Source organism: Corynebacterium sp. KPL2838 (assembly GCF_040225455.1).
Lineage (GTDB): Bacteria > Actinomycetota > Actinomycetes > Mycobacteriales > Mycobacteriaceae > Corynebacterium > Corynebacterium rhinophilum.
In genome coordinates this window covers 1-17,095 of record NZ_JBEHFT010000003.1, presented here as the reverse complement: position 1 = coordinate 17,095, position 17,095 = coordinate 1, and the positions used below count along the sequence as shown (strand labels likewise).

Genomic DNA, 17,095 nt, shown 5'->3' with positions numbered 1-17,095 from the left:
AATCGATCCAGAAAAGAAGGCTGGGCCAGTGGCCAGAAAACGTGCGAAGGTGTTCAAAGGGCGTATTAAACAGCGCTTTTTGCCCCAAGTCGAGTTGTCCTCGCAACCTGATCACGCGCTCCTTGATGTCATCACTGTGCCCAAGGATCAAAATGCCAGCCCGTGGCGCCAGTTGGCCAAACGCGCGCTGTGGGCATTTGGCATACTCATCTTCGTCACCGTCGTGGTGTACTTGGACGGCGAGGGCTATAGCGAGGACATGTCGCTTTTGGATTCCTCCTACTATGCCGCCGTCACGCTGACCACAGTGGGGTATGGCGATATCGTTCCCGTTACGGAGCAATCGCGGTTTATTAACCTCGTACTTATCACCCCGGCCCGCCTCGTCTTCCTTGTGCTGTTGGTTGGTGCGACGCTCTCCGTGCTGACGGACAAGGCCCGCCGCACCTTTGAAATCCAGAACTGGAGAAAACAATTGCGTAACCACACCGTCGTTATTGGCTATGGAACGAAGGGCGCCGGGGCAGTCGCCGCGCTCTTGGCAGATGACGTACCCACCTCCCAGATCGTGGTCATCGATAATAACCGCGCGTCGCTGGCGCATGCGGAGCACCACGGCCTGGTCACCATCTTTGGTTCGGGAACCAAGCAGGACGTGCTTAAGGTGGCCGGGGTGGAGCACGCGAGCTCCATAGTGGTCACCCCGTCCTCGGACGATACCGCGGTGCTGTGCTGCCTATCGGTGCGCGAGCTTGCCCCCAAGGCCAAGATTGTGGCCTCGGTGCGCGAGTCCGAAAACCGCCACCTTCTGCGCCAATCTGGTGCCGATTCCGTGGTGACGTCCGCAGAGACCGCCGGCCGCCTGCTGGGGCTTGCCACCGTGACCCCCACCGTGGTGGAAATGATGGAAGACCTGCTTTCTCCTAATGAGGGCTTTTCGGTATCTGAGCGCGCCGTGCGCGAGTTCGAGGTCGGGTCCAACCCGCGCCACCTGGCGGATATCGTGCTCGCGGTGCTGCGCAATAACGAACTCCACCGCGTCGATACTGCTGATGCCTCCGCACTGAAACCGGGCGACCGCCTGCTGTATATCAAGCACGATCTGGAACAACCCGTGGAAGTGCAAGATGATGACGAGGAGGATTAATTGTATTTGCCCGTAACGCACACGGGACTAGTGCCCGCCACCGCGAGTGGGGACGCGGCGTTGGTGGAGGAATTGCCGGAAGGTGTGGGAACTCCGGAGATGGTGGACATCGGCACGCTGCACGTTTTTGCCTGCCCGGAAGCAATTGCACGGGGGGATAGGGCAGCTGCAACCTGCGACCTTTTTCGCCGATAATTCCCTTATCATGCAGGCGATTGCCTTGATCCGCAACAGGTTGGAGCAACGCTTCGATCCACGCACAGGCCAACCGTTGGACTATCCAACGCCGGGTATCGTTGGCCGCGATCCGCAGGATTCGCGCCGCATGGTATTCCCGCGCTTGGACCCCGCGGTCATTGGCCTTATTGAGCTCAAGGGCGAGGAGAAGATTTTGCTGGCGCGCAATCGCGGGCGCAATAACTTCTTTTCTTTGATTGCTGGATACGTGGAGCCGGGCGAGACCATTGAGGACGCCTTTGCCCGCGAAACCATGGAGGAAACTGGGCGGCGCATTGAGAATCTTCGTTACTGGGGATCCCAGCCGTGGCCGCCGAGTGGCTCGCTTATGCTGGGTTTTCACGCAGAGACATCGGATGTCCAGGCCACCTGCCATACTGATGGGGAACTGGAAGAAATTCGTTGGGTGACCCGCGCCGAGCTGCCTAAGCTTCCGCTGGCCACCGCGGGTTCTATCGCACACACGATGATTATGGAGTGGTATCACGGTGAGTAAGCCGGATTTGTCCCTGCTGGATGAGGATCAGCGCCGCGCGGCCACCGCCCCGCGCGGACCGGTGTGCATTTTGGCGGGCGCGGGCACCGGTAAGACCCGCACCATTACCTATCGCATCGCCAACATGGTGGATCAAGGGTTCGTAAACCCCCAGCGCGTTTTGGCCGTGACCTTTACCGCGCGTGCGGCGGGAGAAATGCGGGATCGCCTGCGCATGATGGGTGTTGCTGGCGTGCAGGCCCAAACCTTTCACGCGGCCGCGCGGCGGCAGCTGAAGTATTTCTGGCCGCAGGTCGCAGGCGATCTGCCGTGGACGCTTTTGGATAATAAATTCCCGCTGGTAGCCCGCGCGGTGCGCTCGGTGGGGCTGGATAATTCCAAAGACATGATCCGTGACGTGCTGGCGGAAATCGAATGGGCGAAATCCGCGCTGGTCAGTGCGGAGGACTATGAGAGCGTCATCGCGGAAACGGATCGCACCGCCCCGGCCGATGCCGCCAAGGTGGCTGAGGCCTTCCGGCGCTACGAGAAGGCCAAAGCCACGCCGGATATGATGCATCTGGACTTCGATGACCTGCTCATGCACATCGCGGGCGCCATCGAAAACGTCCCAGCCATTGCGGAGACCTTCCGCGAGCAATACCGCACCTTCGTCGTTGACGAGTACCAGGACGTCACGCCCCTGCAGCAGCGCGTGCTGAACGCCTGGCTGGGTGATCGCGATGATCTCACCGTGGTGGGCGATGCCAACCAGACCATCTATTCCTTCAATGGCGCATCTCCGGAGTACCTGCTGAATTTTTCGCGCAGCTATCCGGACGGGACCATCGTCAAGCTGCAGCGCGACTATCGTTCCACGCCGCAGGTAACGGATTTGGCGAACCGGGTCATCGGCAAGGCTACGGGGCGCGCGGCGGGCACCCGCTTGGAGCTGCAGGGCATGCGCGAGCCCGGGCCGGAGCCGACGTTCAAGGCCTACGAGTCCGAGGAAAATGAGGCGCAGGAGGTGGCTGGGCAGGTGCTGACACTGCTCAATCAGGGTGTGCCGGCTTCAGAAATTGCCATCTTGTACCGCATTAACGCCCAGTCGGAACAGTTCGAGCAGGCGCTTGCCGATGCCGGAGTGGTCTACCAAGTCCGCGGCGGTGAAGGTTTCTTCCGCCGCCCAGAGATTCTGGAGGCCATTCGCGTGCTCATCGCCGCCACGCGCCGCGATGATTTGCCGGAAGACCCCGTGGCGATTGCGCGGGCCGCCTTCGTGGAGCTTGGGCTCAGTGCCACCGAACCGCAGGGCGCGCAGGCCCGCGAGCGCTGGCAATCGCTCAACGCGCTGGTGGGGTTGATCGAGAAGATCGTGGAATCCACCCCGGGCATCGATCTCAATGGGGTGCTGGGTGAGCTGCGGCGCCGCTCCACCGATAAGCAAGCCCCCGCCATGGAGGGCGTGACCCTCGCTACGGTGCACGCGGCGAAGGGCTTGGAATGGGACGCCGTCTTCCTCGTCGGGCTGAGCGAAAAACTTATGCCCATCAACCACGCCATTAAGGCGGGCGATGAGCAGATTGAGGAAGAACGCCGCCTGTTTTATGTAGGCATTACCCGCGCCCGCGAGCACCTGGCCCTGTCGTGGGCATTGGCGAAGACCGCCGGTTCGCGAGCCTCCCGGGAACGCACCCGCTTTCTCGACGGCATCGCGCCCGGCGTGCAATCTTCTGCAGGGAGTGGCCGCTCCCGCCGCCCGAAGCGCTGCCGCGTATGCAGCGGGGTTTTAGAGACCCCGGCGGAAAAGGTCATTGGCCGGCATGAAGACTGTGAGGGCAATGGCGATGACGAGGTCTTTTCCGCCCTGCGCTCGTGGCGCGCGCAGGTGGCCCGTGAGGAAAAGGTTCCGGCCTATGTCATCTTTACGGATGCCACGCTGCAAGCCATCTCGGAAGAGCTGCCGGCAGATGAGGCGGAGCTGCTGTCCATTTCCGGAATAGGGCCCAATAAGTTGGAGCGCTACGGCGAGCAAATCCTGGAGGTCATTCGCTCTGTGCGGCTGTAGCCAGGTTGACCTTGCCGCCAAAACACACCGGGCATCGCGGATGGGCGATGGCCGTGCGTTGCTGGTGGCGGCCGTAGACGTCTACCTCCCATTGCTGCCCAGGCCGTGGGAAGGCCGTGGGCGCGCCTGGTGGTAAGGGGCGCTTGCTTAAGCGGCGGATCACCACCTGTGCTTGGGCCGCTACGGCATCGATGACTAGTTTTTCTGGCTGCCTGCGCACGCTGGTGAGCTGGGAAGCAATCGTGCTCCACTGCGGATCCGCATCCACACGGAATAAGTGAATGCACAGCGGGCAGGGGCCTTGCCCTTCTACGCGCAGGGGCCCGATGACGCCGCGGTTATCTAGTAAGGAAATGGGCAACCAGGTCGTCTGGGTGCCGGCAAGCGCATTGGCGCAATCGATGGGGCAGTGGAGCTGGTCGATGCCAAGCACCGTAAAAAGCCCATCGAGGTCGTGGATATAGGAAAAGATATTGTCCTCATCCAGGGGGATGCGCACCGTATATCCATCTGCCGTCAAGCGGGCGCGCAGCTCCACAGCCAGCGGGGACTCACCCAGCATGATGATGGTTTCAGGCTTCTTGGGATGCGGTGGCTGGGGCCAGAGGATGCCATAGGCTAGGGCATCATCGATAAGGCTACTGGCGGCAGCGCTATCCAAGCCGGCCGCTTCCAACCGCGCCGCTAAATCGCCAGAGTCGACCGGCTGATGGGCCGTGGCAAAGGCACGGGCCACGCCCGGCGCATTGCCCGTATCCGCCACCGCCACCCGGGTGGCATCCATTCCGAATTGCACCACGGAATCCTCGCGGCAAAATACGCCACACCCTGGCGCCAACGTCACAAGTTGAGTGGTGCCTTGTGAGGCAGTCATTGCTTCCCCCGAATCCCCTCGATCACCCCGAATACGGCAAAACGCCGCATGTGAGTCCATTGCACCACAGGTACAATGGCCTGTCATGTCGAGCACGCAACCACCAGGAAGTAACCACCCTGAGGTCAAGGTTATCCGTTCTGCGCGGCGGCGAAAGTCGGTGCAGGCGCGCATGGTGGCCGGGGTATTGGAAGTGCGCATTCCTGCCTGGATGTCCGCCCGCGAGGAAAAAGAGGCGGTACAGGACATGCTCGCGCGCTTAGAAAAGAAAACCGGTGGTGCGGCGAAGACCGATGCGGCGCTCCTCCAGCGCGCCGAACAGCTCAACGCGCAGTACCTGGAAGGGCGTGCTTGGATTGGCTCTATCCGTTGGGTGAGCAATCAAAATACGCGGTGGGGTAGTTGTACTACCTCCACCGCGGATATCCGGCTGAGCAACCGGCTACAGCAGGTGCCGGATTATGTTTTGGATTCGGTCATCATCCATGAGCTGACCCATACCTTCATCCCGCGCCATGGGCGCGAATTCTGGCAGTGGGCCGATAGGGCGCCCTACGCCGAGCGGGCCAAGGGCTACCTTGAGGCCTACCAGCGCTGGGGCGGTTAGCACGAGCTATTTATCCTCGCCGCCGTTGTCCCTATCGGTGTTCTCGTCGCTGTCGGCACCGTCGTCGCTGCCCTTGGAATCCTGGTCCTCTGCAGAATCTTTGTGCTCTTCGGAATTCTTTTCGGAGTCCTCGCCGTTTTTGAGCATCTCCTCGAGCTTTGCAAATTCTTCCTCGAAGCCCTCATCCGGCTCGTCATCCAAGAGGGAATCGATGAAGGCGGCCGGGTTATCGAGGTGCTCTGCGGTGGGCAGGAAGTCTGGGTGGTCCCAAGCCTTATCGCGCTTCTCTACACCCACGGCTACGGTGGCGCGGCGCCATAGCTCGGCGGCCTCGGTCACCTTGGGGGCGTTGAGCTCGATGCCGACGACCTTGCTGAAGGCCTGCTCGGCAGATCCACCGGTGCTGCGGCGGTGCGCCCAGGCCTCAGTGAGCTTGGAGGTAGAGGGGATGCGCTTGCCCAAGGCCTCGCTTACGACGTGCTCGGCCCAGCCCTCAACCAAGGCCAGCAGGGTTTCTAGCCTTGAGGCGGCAGCGGTGTTCTTGGAGGTAATGCGCGGGGAGAGGTCCATTCCCTGCAACTTGCTCATTGCCTCTTGAATGGCCTGCGGATCACCGGATTCTAGGTTGAGCTCGCGGGCAAGCTCTTCAATGTGGGAGGTATCAATGACCAAACCGATGGCGTATTCCTCCACGGAGGAGACGATGCGCTCTACCAGCCACGGCACGTGCTTGAATAGGCGCTGGCGGGCGGCCTCCCGCGCGGCGATGTAGACCAATACCTCCTGGCCAGGAACGTTGAGCTCGCGCGCGACCTTCTGAATGGTATGCGGCAAAAGCGCCACCGTATTGGCCGGGGCGATGGGCAGGCCAAAGTCGGAGCCAGTTAGTGCCTGGCTGGCCAGATCGCCCAAGGCGTGGCCTAGCTGCATACCGAAATTCATGCTAGACATTTGGCCCATCATTTTGGTCATTGGACCCATCATTTCGCGGGCCTCTTCCGGCATGGACTCCAGCTGGGCATCGTTCATGTGCTGGGCCACCGGGGTGACCATGCGCTCCCAAGCGGGCATGGTTTCTTCCAACCACTGCTTGGAATCCCATGCCTGCGTGGCGCCGGAAGCGGTGGGGAGAATGGAGGCATCGTCAAGCCACAGCTCCGCCAAGCGCACCGATTCCTCTACTGCCTTGGAATCTTCCGCGCTGATGCTCTTTGACTTGGGGATCTGCTGCAGGGCGATGCGCTTGGCCATGTCGTAATTGACCGGCCCGGAGTTCTGGGGCGAGTTCATGGACGAACCCATGCCGGATAGCATCTGACCGAACTGGTTCAGCATGTCTCCGAGGCCGCCACCATTACCGCCGCCGAATGCGCCGAACGGGTTCTGGTCACGACGGCCGTCATTATCGTCGTCATCGTTATTTGGGAAAGAAAAACCGAATCCGTTGCTCATGCGCTCCAATCTACCGGCACCGTGCGGAAAGTTTCCATGATCACAGCAACGCTGACAGCGAACAGTACGCCAAAGGTTGTAGGCTATTGCTTCGTGAATTCTCCTGCTAGCCGTCGCGTCCGCACCATCGCCTGGGGTGCCATCCCCGTTGTGCTTACCGGTGCGTTGGTATCGCTTGACCATATCCCGGGCACCGATGTCTCGCTGACCGTTCCTTATGCCGCCGAAGGCCCTGGCCCTACCGTGGATACGCTGGGCGAGGTTGATGACACCCAAGTTGTTGATGTGCAGGCGCCGAAGATCTATGAGCCCAGTGGTCACCTCAATATGACCACTGTGTCCGTGCGCACCAATATGACCTTGACGCAGGCGCTGGGGCGCTGGGCGCTTACCGATGACACTTTGGTGCCCATCGATACCGTCATTCCGCAGAATATGACCGATGAAGAGGTCCAAGAATCCAATAAGCAGGCCTTTACCCAATCTGAATCCGCAGCAACCATTGCGGCGATGGACTATTTGCACCTGCCGGTCAAAATCACCGTGGCCGAGGTCATCGAGGACGGCGCCGCTTCGGAGCACCTTAAAAAGGACGATGCCATCACCGCCGTCGATGGCACCGAGGTCACCGAGCCAAGCGAGGTCCAAGACATGATCAAGGACAAAAGCCCCGGCGATAAGGTAAAAATCAGCGTCTCCCGCGGGGACAAAGAGCTCAGCGAAGAGATTGAATTGGGCGAAAACCCGCACGATAAGGGCAAGGCGTTGCTGGGAATCGCCATGCTATCGCAGCCCAAGGACGATATTTCGGTGAACTACAACCTGCAGGATATCGGCGGGCCATCAGCGGGAATGATGTTTACCCTGGCGGTCATCGATAAGCTCAGCGATGAAGACTTAACCGGTGGCACCTTCGTAGCCGGCACCGGTACCATTCAGGCCGATAGCAAGGTCGGGCCGATTGGTGGCATCGAGCATAAAATCGCCGCCGCGCACGATGCTGGCGCCGAGCTCTTCTTGGCGCCCAAGGACAACTGTTCTGCAGCGGCCGACAGCGACCACGGCGATATGACCATTGCGCAGGTAGAAAACCTCGACGATGCCGTGGCGGCTATGAAGGACTTTGCAGCGGGCAAAGACGTCAAGGAATGCAGCTAATAAAAGCTAATAAGGCCGAGGCCTAGTCCTTTACTAGGCCCAATTCCTTGATCTTTTCCGCCGGGTCCACTTGGTCAGAAGAAATCATCTGTTGCATGACCAAGCCTTCCTTATTATCCACCACGGTGATAACCGCGGTGGTGCCCAACGTAGACCAGCCGACGACGCGATCGCCATCGTCCTCGATGGCATGGGAGCTGCGCAACTCCGTAAGGACTTGGGTGGTCTGGGAGGCCTTGGAGTGGGACTTAAAGAATTGGAATTGCCCCACCTTAGGGCCGGAGCAATTGTAGGAAGAATCCCCGCCGGTGGAATCGCAGCGCTCAAACTGGGCGAATAGGTCCTTGGGCGCCAGCGACTTATAAACGTCATAGACCTTGGCCACCGACTTATCCAGCTCACTGCTAGCGCTCGGCTCGCGGGTGGTGCTTTCTTCGGAAGCCTCGTCCTCATCTTTGTCTACAGATTCTGACTCCGTGGAGGACGCGGTGGAGGATTCGGTGCTCGATGCCGCGGACTCCTCGTCGTTCTCAGAGGCTGTGGTGGAGGCGGCAGGAGTGGTCTCTACGGGGGCATCGTCAGGCGCATCAGCACCGGAGGAACAACTTGCCGCAGCCACGCTGAGCCCTAGTAGCGCCGCCGCGGTAGCGGTACGGGCAGGAAAACGGCGGGAGAAGGAAAGGCGTCGCACTGTATAGAACTCCTTGGTTGCAGGCTTAATTGCCACCTAGTCTAGTTCATCCGGATCCTGGTTGAGGCCATAGCGCAAAGCGGCGATAACACCAGGGGCCACCTGCGGGCCGCCGCGGAGCTGAATATCGTCCTCAGCAAAGGGACCTGCTGCCTCTAACTCTTCTTCGGTGGGGCGCAGCTGCAGCAAGGTGGTCTCAATTCCTTCCTCGCGCAGGGCACCCGAATACAGGCGCGCCGGGCGAGGGGAGGGGTCCTCGCTGGAGGTATCCCGGAATTTGATCTCCTGGGCCAAAATGGCGCCTGCGACCTCGCGCGGCCAGGCCAAGCGGGAGACGTAATCAGCCAATTCCTCGGAGCCTGGCTCGATGTTTTCCGGGACGTTGTCTTGCACGATAAGGGTCAGCGGGGACGCGGTTTCCTCATCCATGGCTGCTAGCTGGTCCGCCACCAGATGGGTGGGAACAAGCGCGAAGATGGTGGGGCGGGCGTCCCAGCCTTCCGCGTGGACGAAATCCACGGCCTCCGTCATAGCGCGGTTTAAAGCTGGCTGTGATAATTCGGGGGAACTCATAGGCATCCTTATTCGTTATCTGGGTATTGATTCCTTAAACTGGGAAAAGTCTACATGTTTAATATTCGCACTATTTGATTGGAGCTGGCGTTGTCCCTAGGGTCATCCACACCAGCCGCCCCATTGAAGCGGCCTCCTAAGGTCGCGGCAATTATTGCGGCCATCATTGCCGTCCTCTTATTCTTCGGCCCCATGCTCGTGGGCATGTATACGGATTGGAGGTGGTTTGGCTCCATTGATTACCGCAGCGTTTTCACCACTGCGATTATTGCGCGCATAGTCCTCTTTATCATCTTCGGACTCGTTGCTGCCGCAGTGGTGTGGGCAGCCGGGTTCTTTGCCTGGCGCGGACGCCCCGATTCCCTGGATGTGGGGGATCTGAATTCGCCGGTCTATCAGTACCGCCAGTCCATTGAGAAGTCCATGGGCGTGCTCTTCAAGGTCATCCCGGCCATCGTGGGTATCATCGCAGGCTTTATTGGCCAATCCCACTGGCGCGATGTGATGCTATTCCTCAACGGCCAGGACTTTGGCGTGCAGGACCCCCAATTCCACCACGACTTGGGCTTTTATGCCTTCAGCCTGCCTGTGCTGCAGATTGTGGTCAGCACCCTGTCTATCCTGCTCGTGCTTGCCTTCCTTATTGCCTTGTTCGGCCACTACATTTTGGGCGGAATCCGCATTGGCAATAAGGCTGCGGGAGTGCGCGGCTCTATCTCCCGCTCGGCGCGCCTGCAGCTCGCCATTACAGCCGGGCTGTGGATGGTGGCCCAGGTCGCCGGCTACTGGCTGGAGCGCTACGGGCTGCTGTATTCCGAGCACGACCTGTTTACCGGTGGTTCCTACACGGATATCCACGCCTACCTGCCCGCCAAGATCATTTTGATGATCATCGGCGTCTTCGTCGCCATTGCGCTCTTTATGGCCATCGTCATTAAGGACCTGCGCATTCCTGGCCTCGCCGTCGTGCTCATGCTCGCGTCCTCCCTGATCATCGGCCAGGCATGGCCGCTGCTGATGGAGCGTTTCTCGGTCCAGCCAAACCGCCAGGCCAAGGAAAACGAGTCCATCGCCCGCAATATCGAGGCCACGCGGTATGCCTATGGGCTTACTGATGACCACGTGGACTACAAGGAAAACTGGGGCGGCGATGACGTATCGGATGACAAGGTTGCCTCCGATAACGCCACCATCAATAACCTGCGCCTTCTGGACCCAGAGATTTTGTCGCCGACGTTTACGCAGATGCAGCAGCTGAAGAACTTCTACGGGTTCCCAGAAACGCTGTCCATGGACCGCTACGAAATCGATGGCAAGATGCGCGACTTCGTCGTTGCAGCCCGCGAGCTGGACCCGAACGAGCTGCGCGAAAACCAGTCCGACTGGATTAACCGCCACACCGTATATACCCACGGGAATGGCTTCGTAGCCGCGCAGGCTAATACCGTCGATGAGGTTGCCCGCGATGCCGGGTCCGCCCGCGGTGGTTACCCCATCTTCACCGTTTCTGACTTGCAGACCCAGGCCGGCGAGTCTGAGGGCGAGGGTGAGACCCAAGATGCCGAGAAGTCCTTGGGCATCAAGGTAGACCAGCCCCGCATTTACTACGGCCCGGTCATCGCAAGCGCTGCTGATAACTTGGACTACGCCATTACCGGTACCACCGGCGAGAATCCAGTGGAGTACGACACCGATAGCACCAACTACACCTATGACGGTGAGGGCGGCGTTGAGATTGGCAATCTCTTTGACCGCACCATGTATGCCGCTAAGTACCGCGAGCTGAACTTCCTGCTTTCGGATCGCGTGGGCAGCGAATCCAAGCTGCTCTATGACCGCGACCCCCGCGAGCGCGTGGAGAAGGTTGCCCCCTGGTTGACCACCGATTCCGCTACCTACCCGGCCGTTATTGATGGCCACCTGAAGTGGATCGTCGATGGTTACACCACCCTGGACTCCCTGCCGTACTCGCAGCGCGCTTCGCTTTCCGATGCCACCCAGGACGCCCTCAACCCCGATGGCACCACCCAGCGCTTGGTCAATGACCAGGTGGGCTATATCCGCAATTCCGTGAAGGCGACCGTGGATGCCTATGACGGCAGCGTGGACCTCTACGAGTTCGACAAGGAAGACCCCGTGCTCAAGGCATGGGAAGGTGTCTTCCCGGATGTGGTGAAGCCGGAATCGGAGATCTCCGATGAGCTGCGCGAGCACTTCCGCTACCCGGAGGATATGTTCAAGGTGCAGCGCGACCTCTTGGCCCGCTACCACGTTGATGACCCGAACGTCTTCTTCAATAACGACGCCTTCTGGTCCGTGCCGAATGACCCGACCGCGGAAGAATCCCGCGACCTGAACCAGCCGCCGTACTACGTGATGGCTGCTGATCCGGAGACCGGTGAGCCGAGCTTCCAGCTGACTACCTCGTACCGTGGCTTGAACCGTGAGTTCCTGTCCGCACACATGGCGGTATCTTCTGATCCGGATACCTACGGCGATATCACCGTGCGCGTACTACCAACCAATACGCAGACCCAGGGTCCGAAGCAGGCGCAGGACGCCATGATGTCTTCTGACCAGGTTGCCCGCGACCGCACCCTGTGGGAGGGCACCAACGATCTGCACAACGGTAACCTGCTGGCTTTGCCGGTCGGTGGCGGCGAGATCCTCTACCTCGAGCCGATTTACTCGCAGCGCAAGGACCAGGCTTCCGCCTTCCCGAAGTTGCTGCGCGTGCTCGTGTCCTACAAGGGCCGCGTGGGCTATGCACCGACTATCGGTGATGCCCTTGAGCAGGTGGGAATCGACGCCAAGTCCGCCCAGGACATCGAAGAGATTGAGGGCGATTCCGGCGACGACGATGCCGATAAGGACAGCTCTTCTGCGGATAAGAAGGACGAGAAGAAGGAATCTACTGAGGAATCCACTCCGGCTTCAGCCCCTCGCTCCTCCGATGAAGCAGGCGCTATCGATGACATCAACAAGGCTCTGAAGGGCCTAGAAGATGCCCGCGACGGTTCCTTCGAAGAGTACGGCCGCGCCCTAGATGAGTTGGATAAGGCCGTCGAGTCCTACCAGAAGTCCGAAGGCTAAAACCTCCAACTTCTTACACTCGAAACTCAGGAAATAAGGCACCTACCCAGGGGATTTGGGTAGGTGCCTTCCTGTCTGTATAGTTACAGAAGTCGCCGGGACAGAGCGAATACGTTAAGTATTACTGCACTGTTCAAGCGCAGATGATGGAAGTCATCTCGACGCGGGGTGGAGCAGCTCGGTAGCTCGCTGGGCTCATAACCCAGAGGTCGTAGGTTCGAATCCTGCCCCCGCTACCAACTTCCAAGCCCCTACCAGTGGAAACGCTGGTAGGGGCTTTAGTTATTTCTCTTAAGGCGCACGTCCTGGGACTCAAATTGGGACTTTAGCGATGGCATTTTGTCACTTAAGTCGGTGTGGAAGTGATGCCGCCCGACACGCCCCTAAGCGTTACCCTTCGCGCGGTTGTGGGACTTACACAACAGCTCGCAGTTGCTTTCGGTGGCACCACCCTTCGACCACGCTGTGACGTGTTCGGCATCCATCTCAGGCTGCGGCCAAGGGTTGGCAGAATAACAATAACGGCAAGTCATATAGGTGCAAAAGAGCACTCATCTCTTTGTTAAACAGCACGATGGTGCTTATCGCCTAAAGAAGAAAGAGTGACAGCATAACCACTGTGGTTACAAAGGCGTAGAACGTAATCACCAGGCCTGCCTTATTCGCTTCCTGTAACGGTTTCTTCGATCAGGAAGAAAGGCATATTCGTCCCCACTCTCAAACTTCAATCCCGAATATTAAGAATGCAACCTTACCTATTTTACAGGGACAAAACCGCTCCTGGGTGCGGTGATTGCATTTATCACATTATCTTAAAAGGTGAGTTTATTTGTGAGATAGTGAAGTTGTTCCAAGAACATACTCACTCCCTCAGGAAGGGTAAGAACATGCTTCACTACACCCCATTTTCAAAAAAGGGAATCTCCATCTTGGCCGCCTCCACGCTTAGTGTCAGCTTCTTAGCATTCGCTCCCTCGGCTACAGCTACCGAGATTGATGACGGACTAGTTGACTCAATCGTTGCCGCAAATACAAAGTCTCCCTCTCCCTCTACTGGAGAGAAATGGGTACCAAACGATGGAAGCTTAAAAATAAACGAAGGATCCTTGCTTCCACAGCAGGACAGCATAACCACTCCGGCGCCATCGAAGAACGCAGGAACAAAGACAAAGTTAATAGAGCGCGAAGATGGCAACCAGCTAGTCAGCATTAGCGATGGAGACGCCCCTTTGGAACTTTCTTTTGAGTTCTCAGATTCCTTTCTTGAAAAGCTTCCAAGCGGACACATTCTAGTACGTCCAGCAGAAGGTGAGGAACCTAGCGCATACATTGAACCTGCCTGGGCCAAAGACGTAGATGGAAACCAGGTAAATACTCATTTTTCAGTTGATGGAGAGAAGATAATCCAGCACATCTCGTCGAGCCCTGCCGGCAAGCCGGTTATTTCAGATCCCTATATCCGAGACGTTCATGGCTGGGGAAAGAAAATCGGACAAGAGCTAGTCTTTTCCAAAGACGAGACGAGCGGGATCGCCATAGGAACTGCTTACTGCGCCGGTAAATTAGCAGGAGTTGGTCTAGGCTCTTGGCTAGCCAAAGGTGCGTGCGCAGGCGCTTCCGCAGTAGCAGCTCATGCCACTAATACAGGTCGATGCCTTACCATCCGAGCCCTCGGAGGAAAGTACTCCCCAAACATCGTATTCCCGTATGCAACTCGATGCTAGAATCTAGAATCAAGAAATACAGTTGCGCATTTCACCGTAAGTAGACATGGAAAATAGCCGAGTTCTAGTTTTAATTGGAATCACCCTAATTATTTGGTGCGCGCTATACAGGTACAGAAAAACCACCGCTAAATGGGTTTTTATTGCAGCCTCTTTAAGTACCTGTCTAGCGTTTGTCCTAGGCCTATCAGGATTTTTAGGTCTAGGACATGATTCCATCGATTTGTTGTCTCTAGTAAACGTATTTTTAGACACGTTTATATTGTTGGCCATAGGCCAGTCCCGCAATCGAAGTAAATCGACCCGCATTAAGGATGTATAAATCGATGTCCCCCGATCGCGACATTAACCCGCGCCAATTTTACTAACACACACCTAGCACCTGTTGCCGCCAAGCCAAGGAGATTCTCTGAAAGTATAGGCTTGGATGCAAGTAATATGATCTTTTATAGTTCCTGATTGTGCTCACATAGATTCCGTTCCAAACCTACCGTGTATCGGGCATTGAAGGTGCTATAGGTATACAAATCGTCGTGCTGGTGTAAAGTTGGGTGGAGAGCAGTGAAGACTCAGTTTCTCATTTTCTGATGGTCGCTGCGTGTGGGCGTTGTTAGGCCGTCTCGAAGGCCTGGTTGACGATCACCGCGTCCGGGTTCGGTTTCCCGTAGGAAAACATCGCGCCTTGCCCTTTCCGCAATGAGTGCATCGCCTCCATCCCTTTCAACGTCCGATATGCAGATGTCCGGTTCTTAAACGCGCCTTTCGGCCCGAGGATTCGCTTCAGCCGACCATGGTCGCCTTCCAGGATGTTGTTGAGGTATTTCACCTGCCGGTGTTGCACTGTTGGCGGGCAGATTCCCTCTGACTTCAACTCGGCGATTGCCCTGGCTAGGAAGGGTGCTTTATCGGCGTTGATCACTCTGGGATACCCGGCTGACGCATTGGATCTGACGGTCTTGGCCAGGAAACGCTTCGCTGCGGCCACGTTCCGATTCGGAGAGAGGTAAAAGTCCAAGGTCTGGCCACCGGCGGTGATCGCCCGATAGAGGTAGCACCACCTGCCGCCGACCCGGATATAGGTCCCATCCACCCCGCCAAGAAATGGCCTGCCAGTAAGGTACCTGCCGGTACCACCGTGTTTGCTTGTCCAGCTCAGGGGCGTATTTCTGGACCCAGCGGTGAGAATCGTGGTGTCATCGACCGGCACGCCCCGCTGAAGTCATCATTTCCTCCAGAGCGCGGTAGCTCACCCCGTAGCGGCAGTACCACCTACCGCCCATAGAAAGATGTCACGGGGGAAATGACGACCGGAGAAGACACTCATGGCTGTGACTATTTCACGTCGCCCTTCCTACTACCCCAACTTTGCAACAGCACCACTTTAGAAGTACACCTTACTTGTATCACCTGCGGCTAGCCGTGAACGTTATTAAGAGTATTAATTTTTTGGCGCTTTAGAACGACGGTTATAGCCACTATCAAAAAAATAGCTGCTGTAACACACCGGGTAAAGGTACTTGGATGCCAAACTGCTGCGCCAAAGGAAAAGAGGCTAATCAGAATCCCGTAGGCGTAGGAAGTTACGACCTCGTGTTTTACGGCGCAATATATCAGCCCTAATCCCCCAAGGACGGAAGGTACCGCCCATATAACGAAGTTCTCTGAAGAAAGAGCCGAACTCTCTTCATGAAACTTCGACAACAGAACGGATCCGCTTAAGATTAGCGCAAGTGAAAGGATACTGGGCCAAGTAATGTTCTGTCTTGTCAAGATTCCCTCTTTCGTTAACAGTAGTCTGCGTATACTGGCGGATAATCCGCATGTACACCAATTTTCAAGCCTTGCCCTGATACTGCAGCCTTAGCTGCTCGTCCTCCAATCTCAATTAGAGAAGGGGCGCTAGCGGCAGTGAGGATTATGCCAATAACTGAGCCGACTGGACCTCCAAAGGCTGTTGCGGCTGCTTCAAGTGCTGCGGCTATTCCCGCTGGTCCAGCTTCAGATGCCCCTACAATAGCTGCACCGGCTCCCACTGCTAGATCTTCATTACTGAAGCAGACGGACTTTCCTTGTACGGAAGCGTAGTTTGTAAAGTTTCTCGACTTTAATGCATTGCGCTCTTCAGAGGTTTCACTTATCGGCTTTCCGAGGACCTTCTCATGAAGGCGAACTACCTGTTGGTCGGTGAAGCCGAAGTCGTCTTTTAATTGTTGGTCAGTGGCAGACGTTGCGATTTTTCCATCGCGCTCGACAAAGCTGTTTCCGGCGTCTGCGACTTTTTGGATGAAGGAAAGGTCTTCTTCAGAGATTGACTGATCGGAAACCTGAATAGGCTCATCGGCATTCATATCCGCTAGGGAAGACGATAAGTGATTGGTACTAGACAAACTGGAAGAATCTTGGAAAGTATGTGGAGTTTTTGCTTCAGCAGAGGAAGCGTTAATGAGAATTGAGGAACAAACCAGGACTGTAAACGGGGAAGCAATTATCTTCTTCAAAGTAGAACTCCAGACAATAGGAATAACCTTTTCTTGCATTCACATAATAAGTCAATGAGACTGAGCTGTCATTCTGAAAAGGAAATTAAAAGAAAAATTGCTCGGTAAGCTCTCAAAACGAAAGCCGGGGGAGCAAGTCTAATCGGAATAATTCCAGATTAGGAGCATCCATGATTGTCTTACTCAATCGAAGGAATACCCTTGGATAGTCAGAAGTTCTGGCAAGGGGATTAACTATTTACCCCGAGAAACCCCTACTTGCCCGGATGACAAAAACGCCGCCCGCCTTCCCCGGAGGTCGGGCGACATTCGCGTTTCTTTTACGATCCTGTGTGGTCCGATTTGATTTGCTTTGATGCAAACAAGGCGGATATAAGCGGTGCCGATTGGAGACCCAATTGCATCCCGTATGTTACAGAGTGGACCTGACCCCCTTTTGGTGGACACCTGATATCCAGCCTAGTCGGGCTGGGAAGAAAGGTAATCTACCACCATGCC

The 17,095-nt window shown here is 57.1% G+C and carries 14 protein-coding genes, 1 tRNA gene and 1 pseudogene; 9 read left to right on the top strand and 7 right to left on the bottom strand.

Going from position 1 to position 17,095, the window contains the following annotated elements; translation table 11 throughout:
- Window positions 1–28 precede the first annotated feature (28 nt).
- From ABRP98_RS01610 to ABRP98_RS01595, 4 genes are read left to right on the top strand one after another with little or no spacing between them, the layout of a single operon-like run.
- Window positions 29–1,147, top strand: a complete 1,119-nt coding sequence (locus tag ABRP98_RS01610) for a potassium channel family protein (RefSeq protein ID WP_284770008.1) — start codon at window positions 29–31, stop codon at window positions 1,145–1,147.
- Window positions 1,148–1,342 (top strand): hypothetical protein, encoded by a 195-nt coding sequence (locus ABRP98_RS01605; protein WP_349857146.1) that lies wholly within the window; start codon window positions 1,148–1,150, stop codon window positions 1,340–1,342.
- A gap of 10 nt (window positions 1,343–1,352) precedes the next feature.
- On the top strand, window positions 1,353–1,880 hold the full coding sequence (locus ABRP98_RS01600; RefSeq protein WP_349857145.1) for an NAD(+) diphosphatase: 528 nt from the start codon (window positions 1,353–1,355) through the stop codon (window positions 1,878–1,880).
- On the top strand, window positions 1,873–3,927 hold the full coding sequence (locus ABRP98_RS01595) for an ATP-dependent DNA helicase UvrD2 (RefSeq protein ID WP_349857144.1): 2,055 nt from the start codon (window positions 1,873–1,875) through the stop codon (window positions 3,925–3,927). Before ABRP98_RS01600 ends, ABRP98_RS01595 begins: the two co-directional genes overlap by 8 nt.
- Here ABRP98_RS01595 and ABRP98_RS01590 read toward each other — a convergent pair.
- The gene (locus ABRP98_RS01590) at window positions 3,905–4,801 is read right to left on the bottom strand and encodes a hypothetical protein (RefSeq protein ID WP_349857143.1); all 897 of its coding nucleotides are present in this window, start codon (window positions 4,799–4,801) and stop codon (window positions 3,905–3,907) included. The two genes, ABRP98_RS01595 and ABRP98_RS01590, sit on opposite strands and share 23 nt — an antisense overlap.
- Before the next feature lie 85 nt (window positions 4,802–4,886).
- Between ABRP98_RS01590 and ABRP98_RS01585 the strand changes: the two genes are divergently transcribed.
- Entirely contained in the window at window positions 4,887–5,408 is a 522-nt protein-coding gene (locus ABRP98_RS01585) for a M48 family metallopeptidase (protein WP_349857142.1), read from the top strand.
- Between the two features lie 6 nt (window positions 5,409–5,414).
- Here ABRP98_RS01585 and ABRP98_RS01580 read toward each other — a convergent pair whose 3' ends face one another.
- The gene (locus ABRP98_RS01580; RefSeq protein ID WP_349857141.1) at window positions 5,415–6,860 is read right to left on the bottom strand and encodes a zinc-dependent metalloprotease; all 1,446 of its coding nucleotides are present in this window, start codon (window positions 6,858–6,860) and stop codon (window positions 5,415–5,417) included.
- Window positions 6,861–6,953: 93 nt separating this feature from the next.
- Here ABRP98_RS01580 and ABRP98_RS01575 point away from each other — a divergent pair, with 93 nt between their 5' ends.
- Entirely contained in the window at window positions 6,954–8,018 is a 1,065-nt protein-coding gene (locus ABRP98_RS01575) for a YlbL family protein (RefSeq protein ID WP_349857140.1), read from the top strand.
- A gap of 22 nt (window positions 8,019–8,040) precedes the next feature.
- Here the strand turns inward: ABRP98_RS01575 and ABRP98_RS01570 are convergent, their stop codons facing one another.
- Complete coding sequence (locus ABRP98_RS01570) at window positions 8,041–8,709, bottom strand: beta-N-acetylglucosaminidase (RefSeq protein WP_349857139.1); 669 nt, start codon at window positions 8,707–8,709, stop codon at window positions 8,041–8,043.
- Window positions 8,710–8,745: 36 nt separating this feature from the next.
- On the bottom strand, window positions 8,746–9,282 hold the full coding sequence (locus tag ABRP98_RS01565; protein WP_284770000.1) for a PPA1309 family protein: 537 nt from the start codon (window positions 9,280–9,282) through the stop codon (window positions 8,746–8,748).
- Window positions 9,283–9,405: 123 nt separating this feature from the next.
- On the opposite strand from ABRP98_RS01565, the gene ABRP98_RS01560 reads away from it, so the two are divergent.
- Together ABRP98_RS01560 and ABRP98_RS01555 are read left to right on the top strand one after the other, a co-directional pair.
- Window positions 9,406–12,375, top strand: coding sequence for a UPF0182 family protein (locus tag ABRP98_RS01560; RefSeq protein ID WP_349857138.1), 2,970 nt, complete (start codon window positions 9,406–9,408; stop codon window positions 12,373–12,375).
- Window positions 12,376–12,537: 162 nt separating this feature from the next.
- Window positions 12,538–12,614 (top strand) — tRNA-Met (locus ABRP98_RS01555).
- A gap of 144 nt (window positions 12,615–12,758) precedes the next feature.
- Here ABRP98_RS01555 and ABRP98_RS01550 read toward each other — a convergent pair.
- A complete protein-coding gene (locus ABRP98_RS01550; protein ID WP_349857137.1) occupies window positions 12,759–12,908 on the bottom strand; it encodes an HNH endonuclease in 150 nt (49 codons plus the stop codon).
- Window positions 12,909–13,118: 210 nt separating this feature from the next.
- Between ABRP98_RS01550 and ABRP98_RS01545 the strand changes: the two genes are divergently transcribed.
- On the top strand, window positions 13,119–14,099 hold the full coding sequence (locus ABRP98_RS01545; RefSeq protein WP_349857136.1) for a hypothetical protein: 981 nt from the start codon (window positions 13,119–13,121) through the stop codon (window positions 14,097–14,099).
- Between the two features lie 610 nt (window positions 14,100–14,709).
- Here the strand turns inward: ABRP98_RS01545 and ABRP98_RS01540 are convergent.
- Together ABRP98_RS01540 and ABRP98_RS01535 are read right to left on the bottom strand one after the other, a co-directional pair.
- A pseudogene (locus ABRP98_RS01540) lies at window positions 14,710–15,423 on the bottom strand (IS6 family transposase).
- Window positions 15,424–15,883: 460 nt separating this feature from the next.
- On the bottom strand, window positions 15,884–16,636 hold the full coding sequence (locus tag ABRP98_RS01535; RefSeq protein WP_349857135.1) for a hypothetical protein: 753 nt from the start codon (window positions 16,634–16,636) through the stop codon (window positions 15,884–15,886).
- Between the last annotated feature and the right edge of the window lie 459 nt (window positions 16,637–17,095).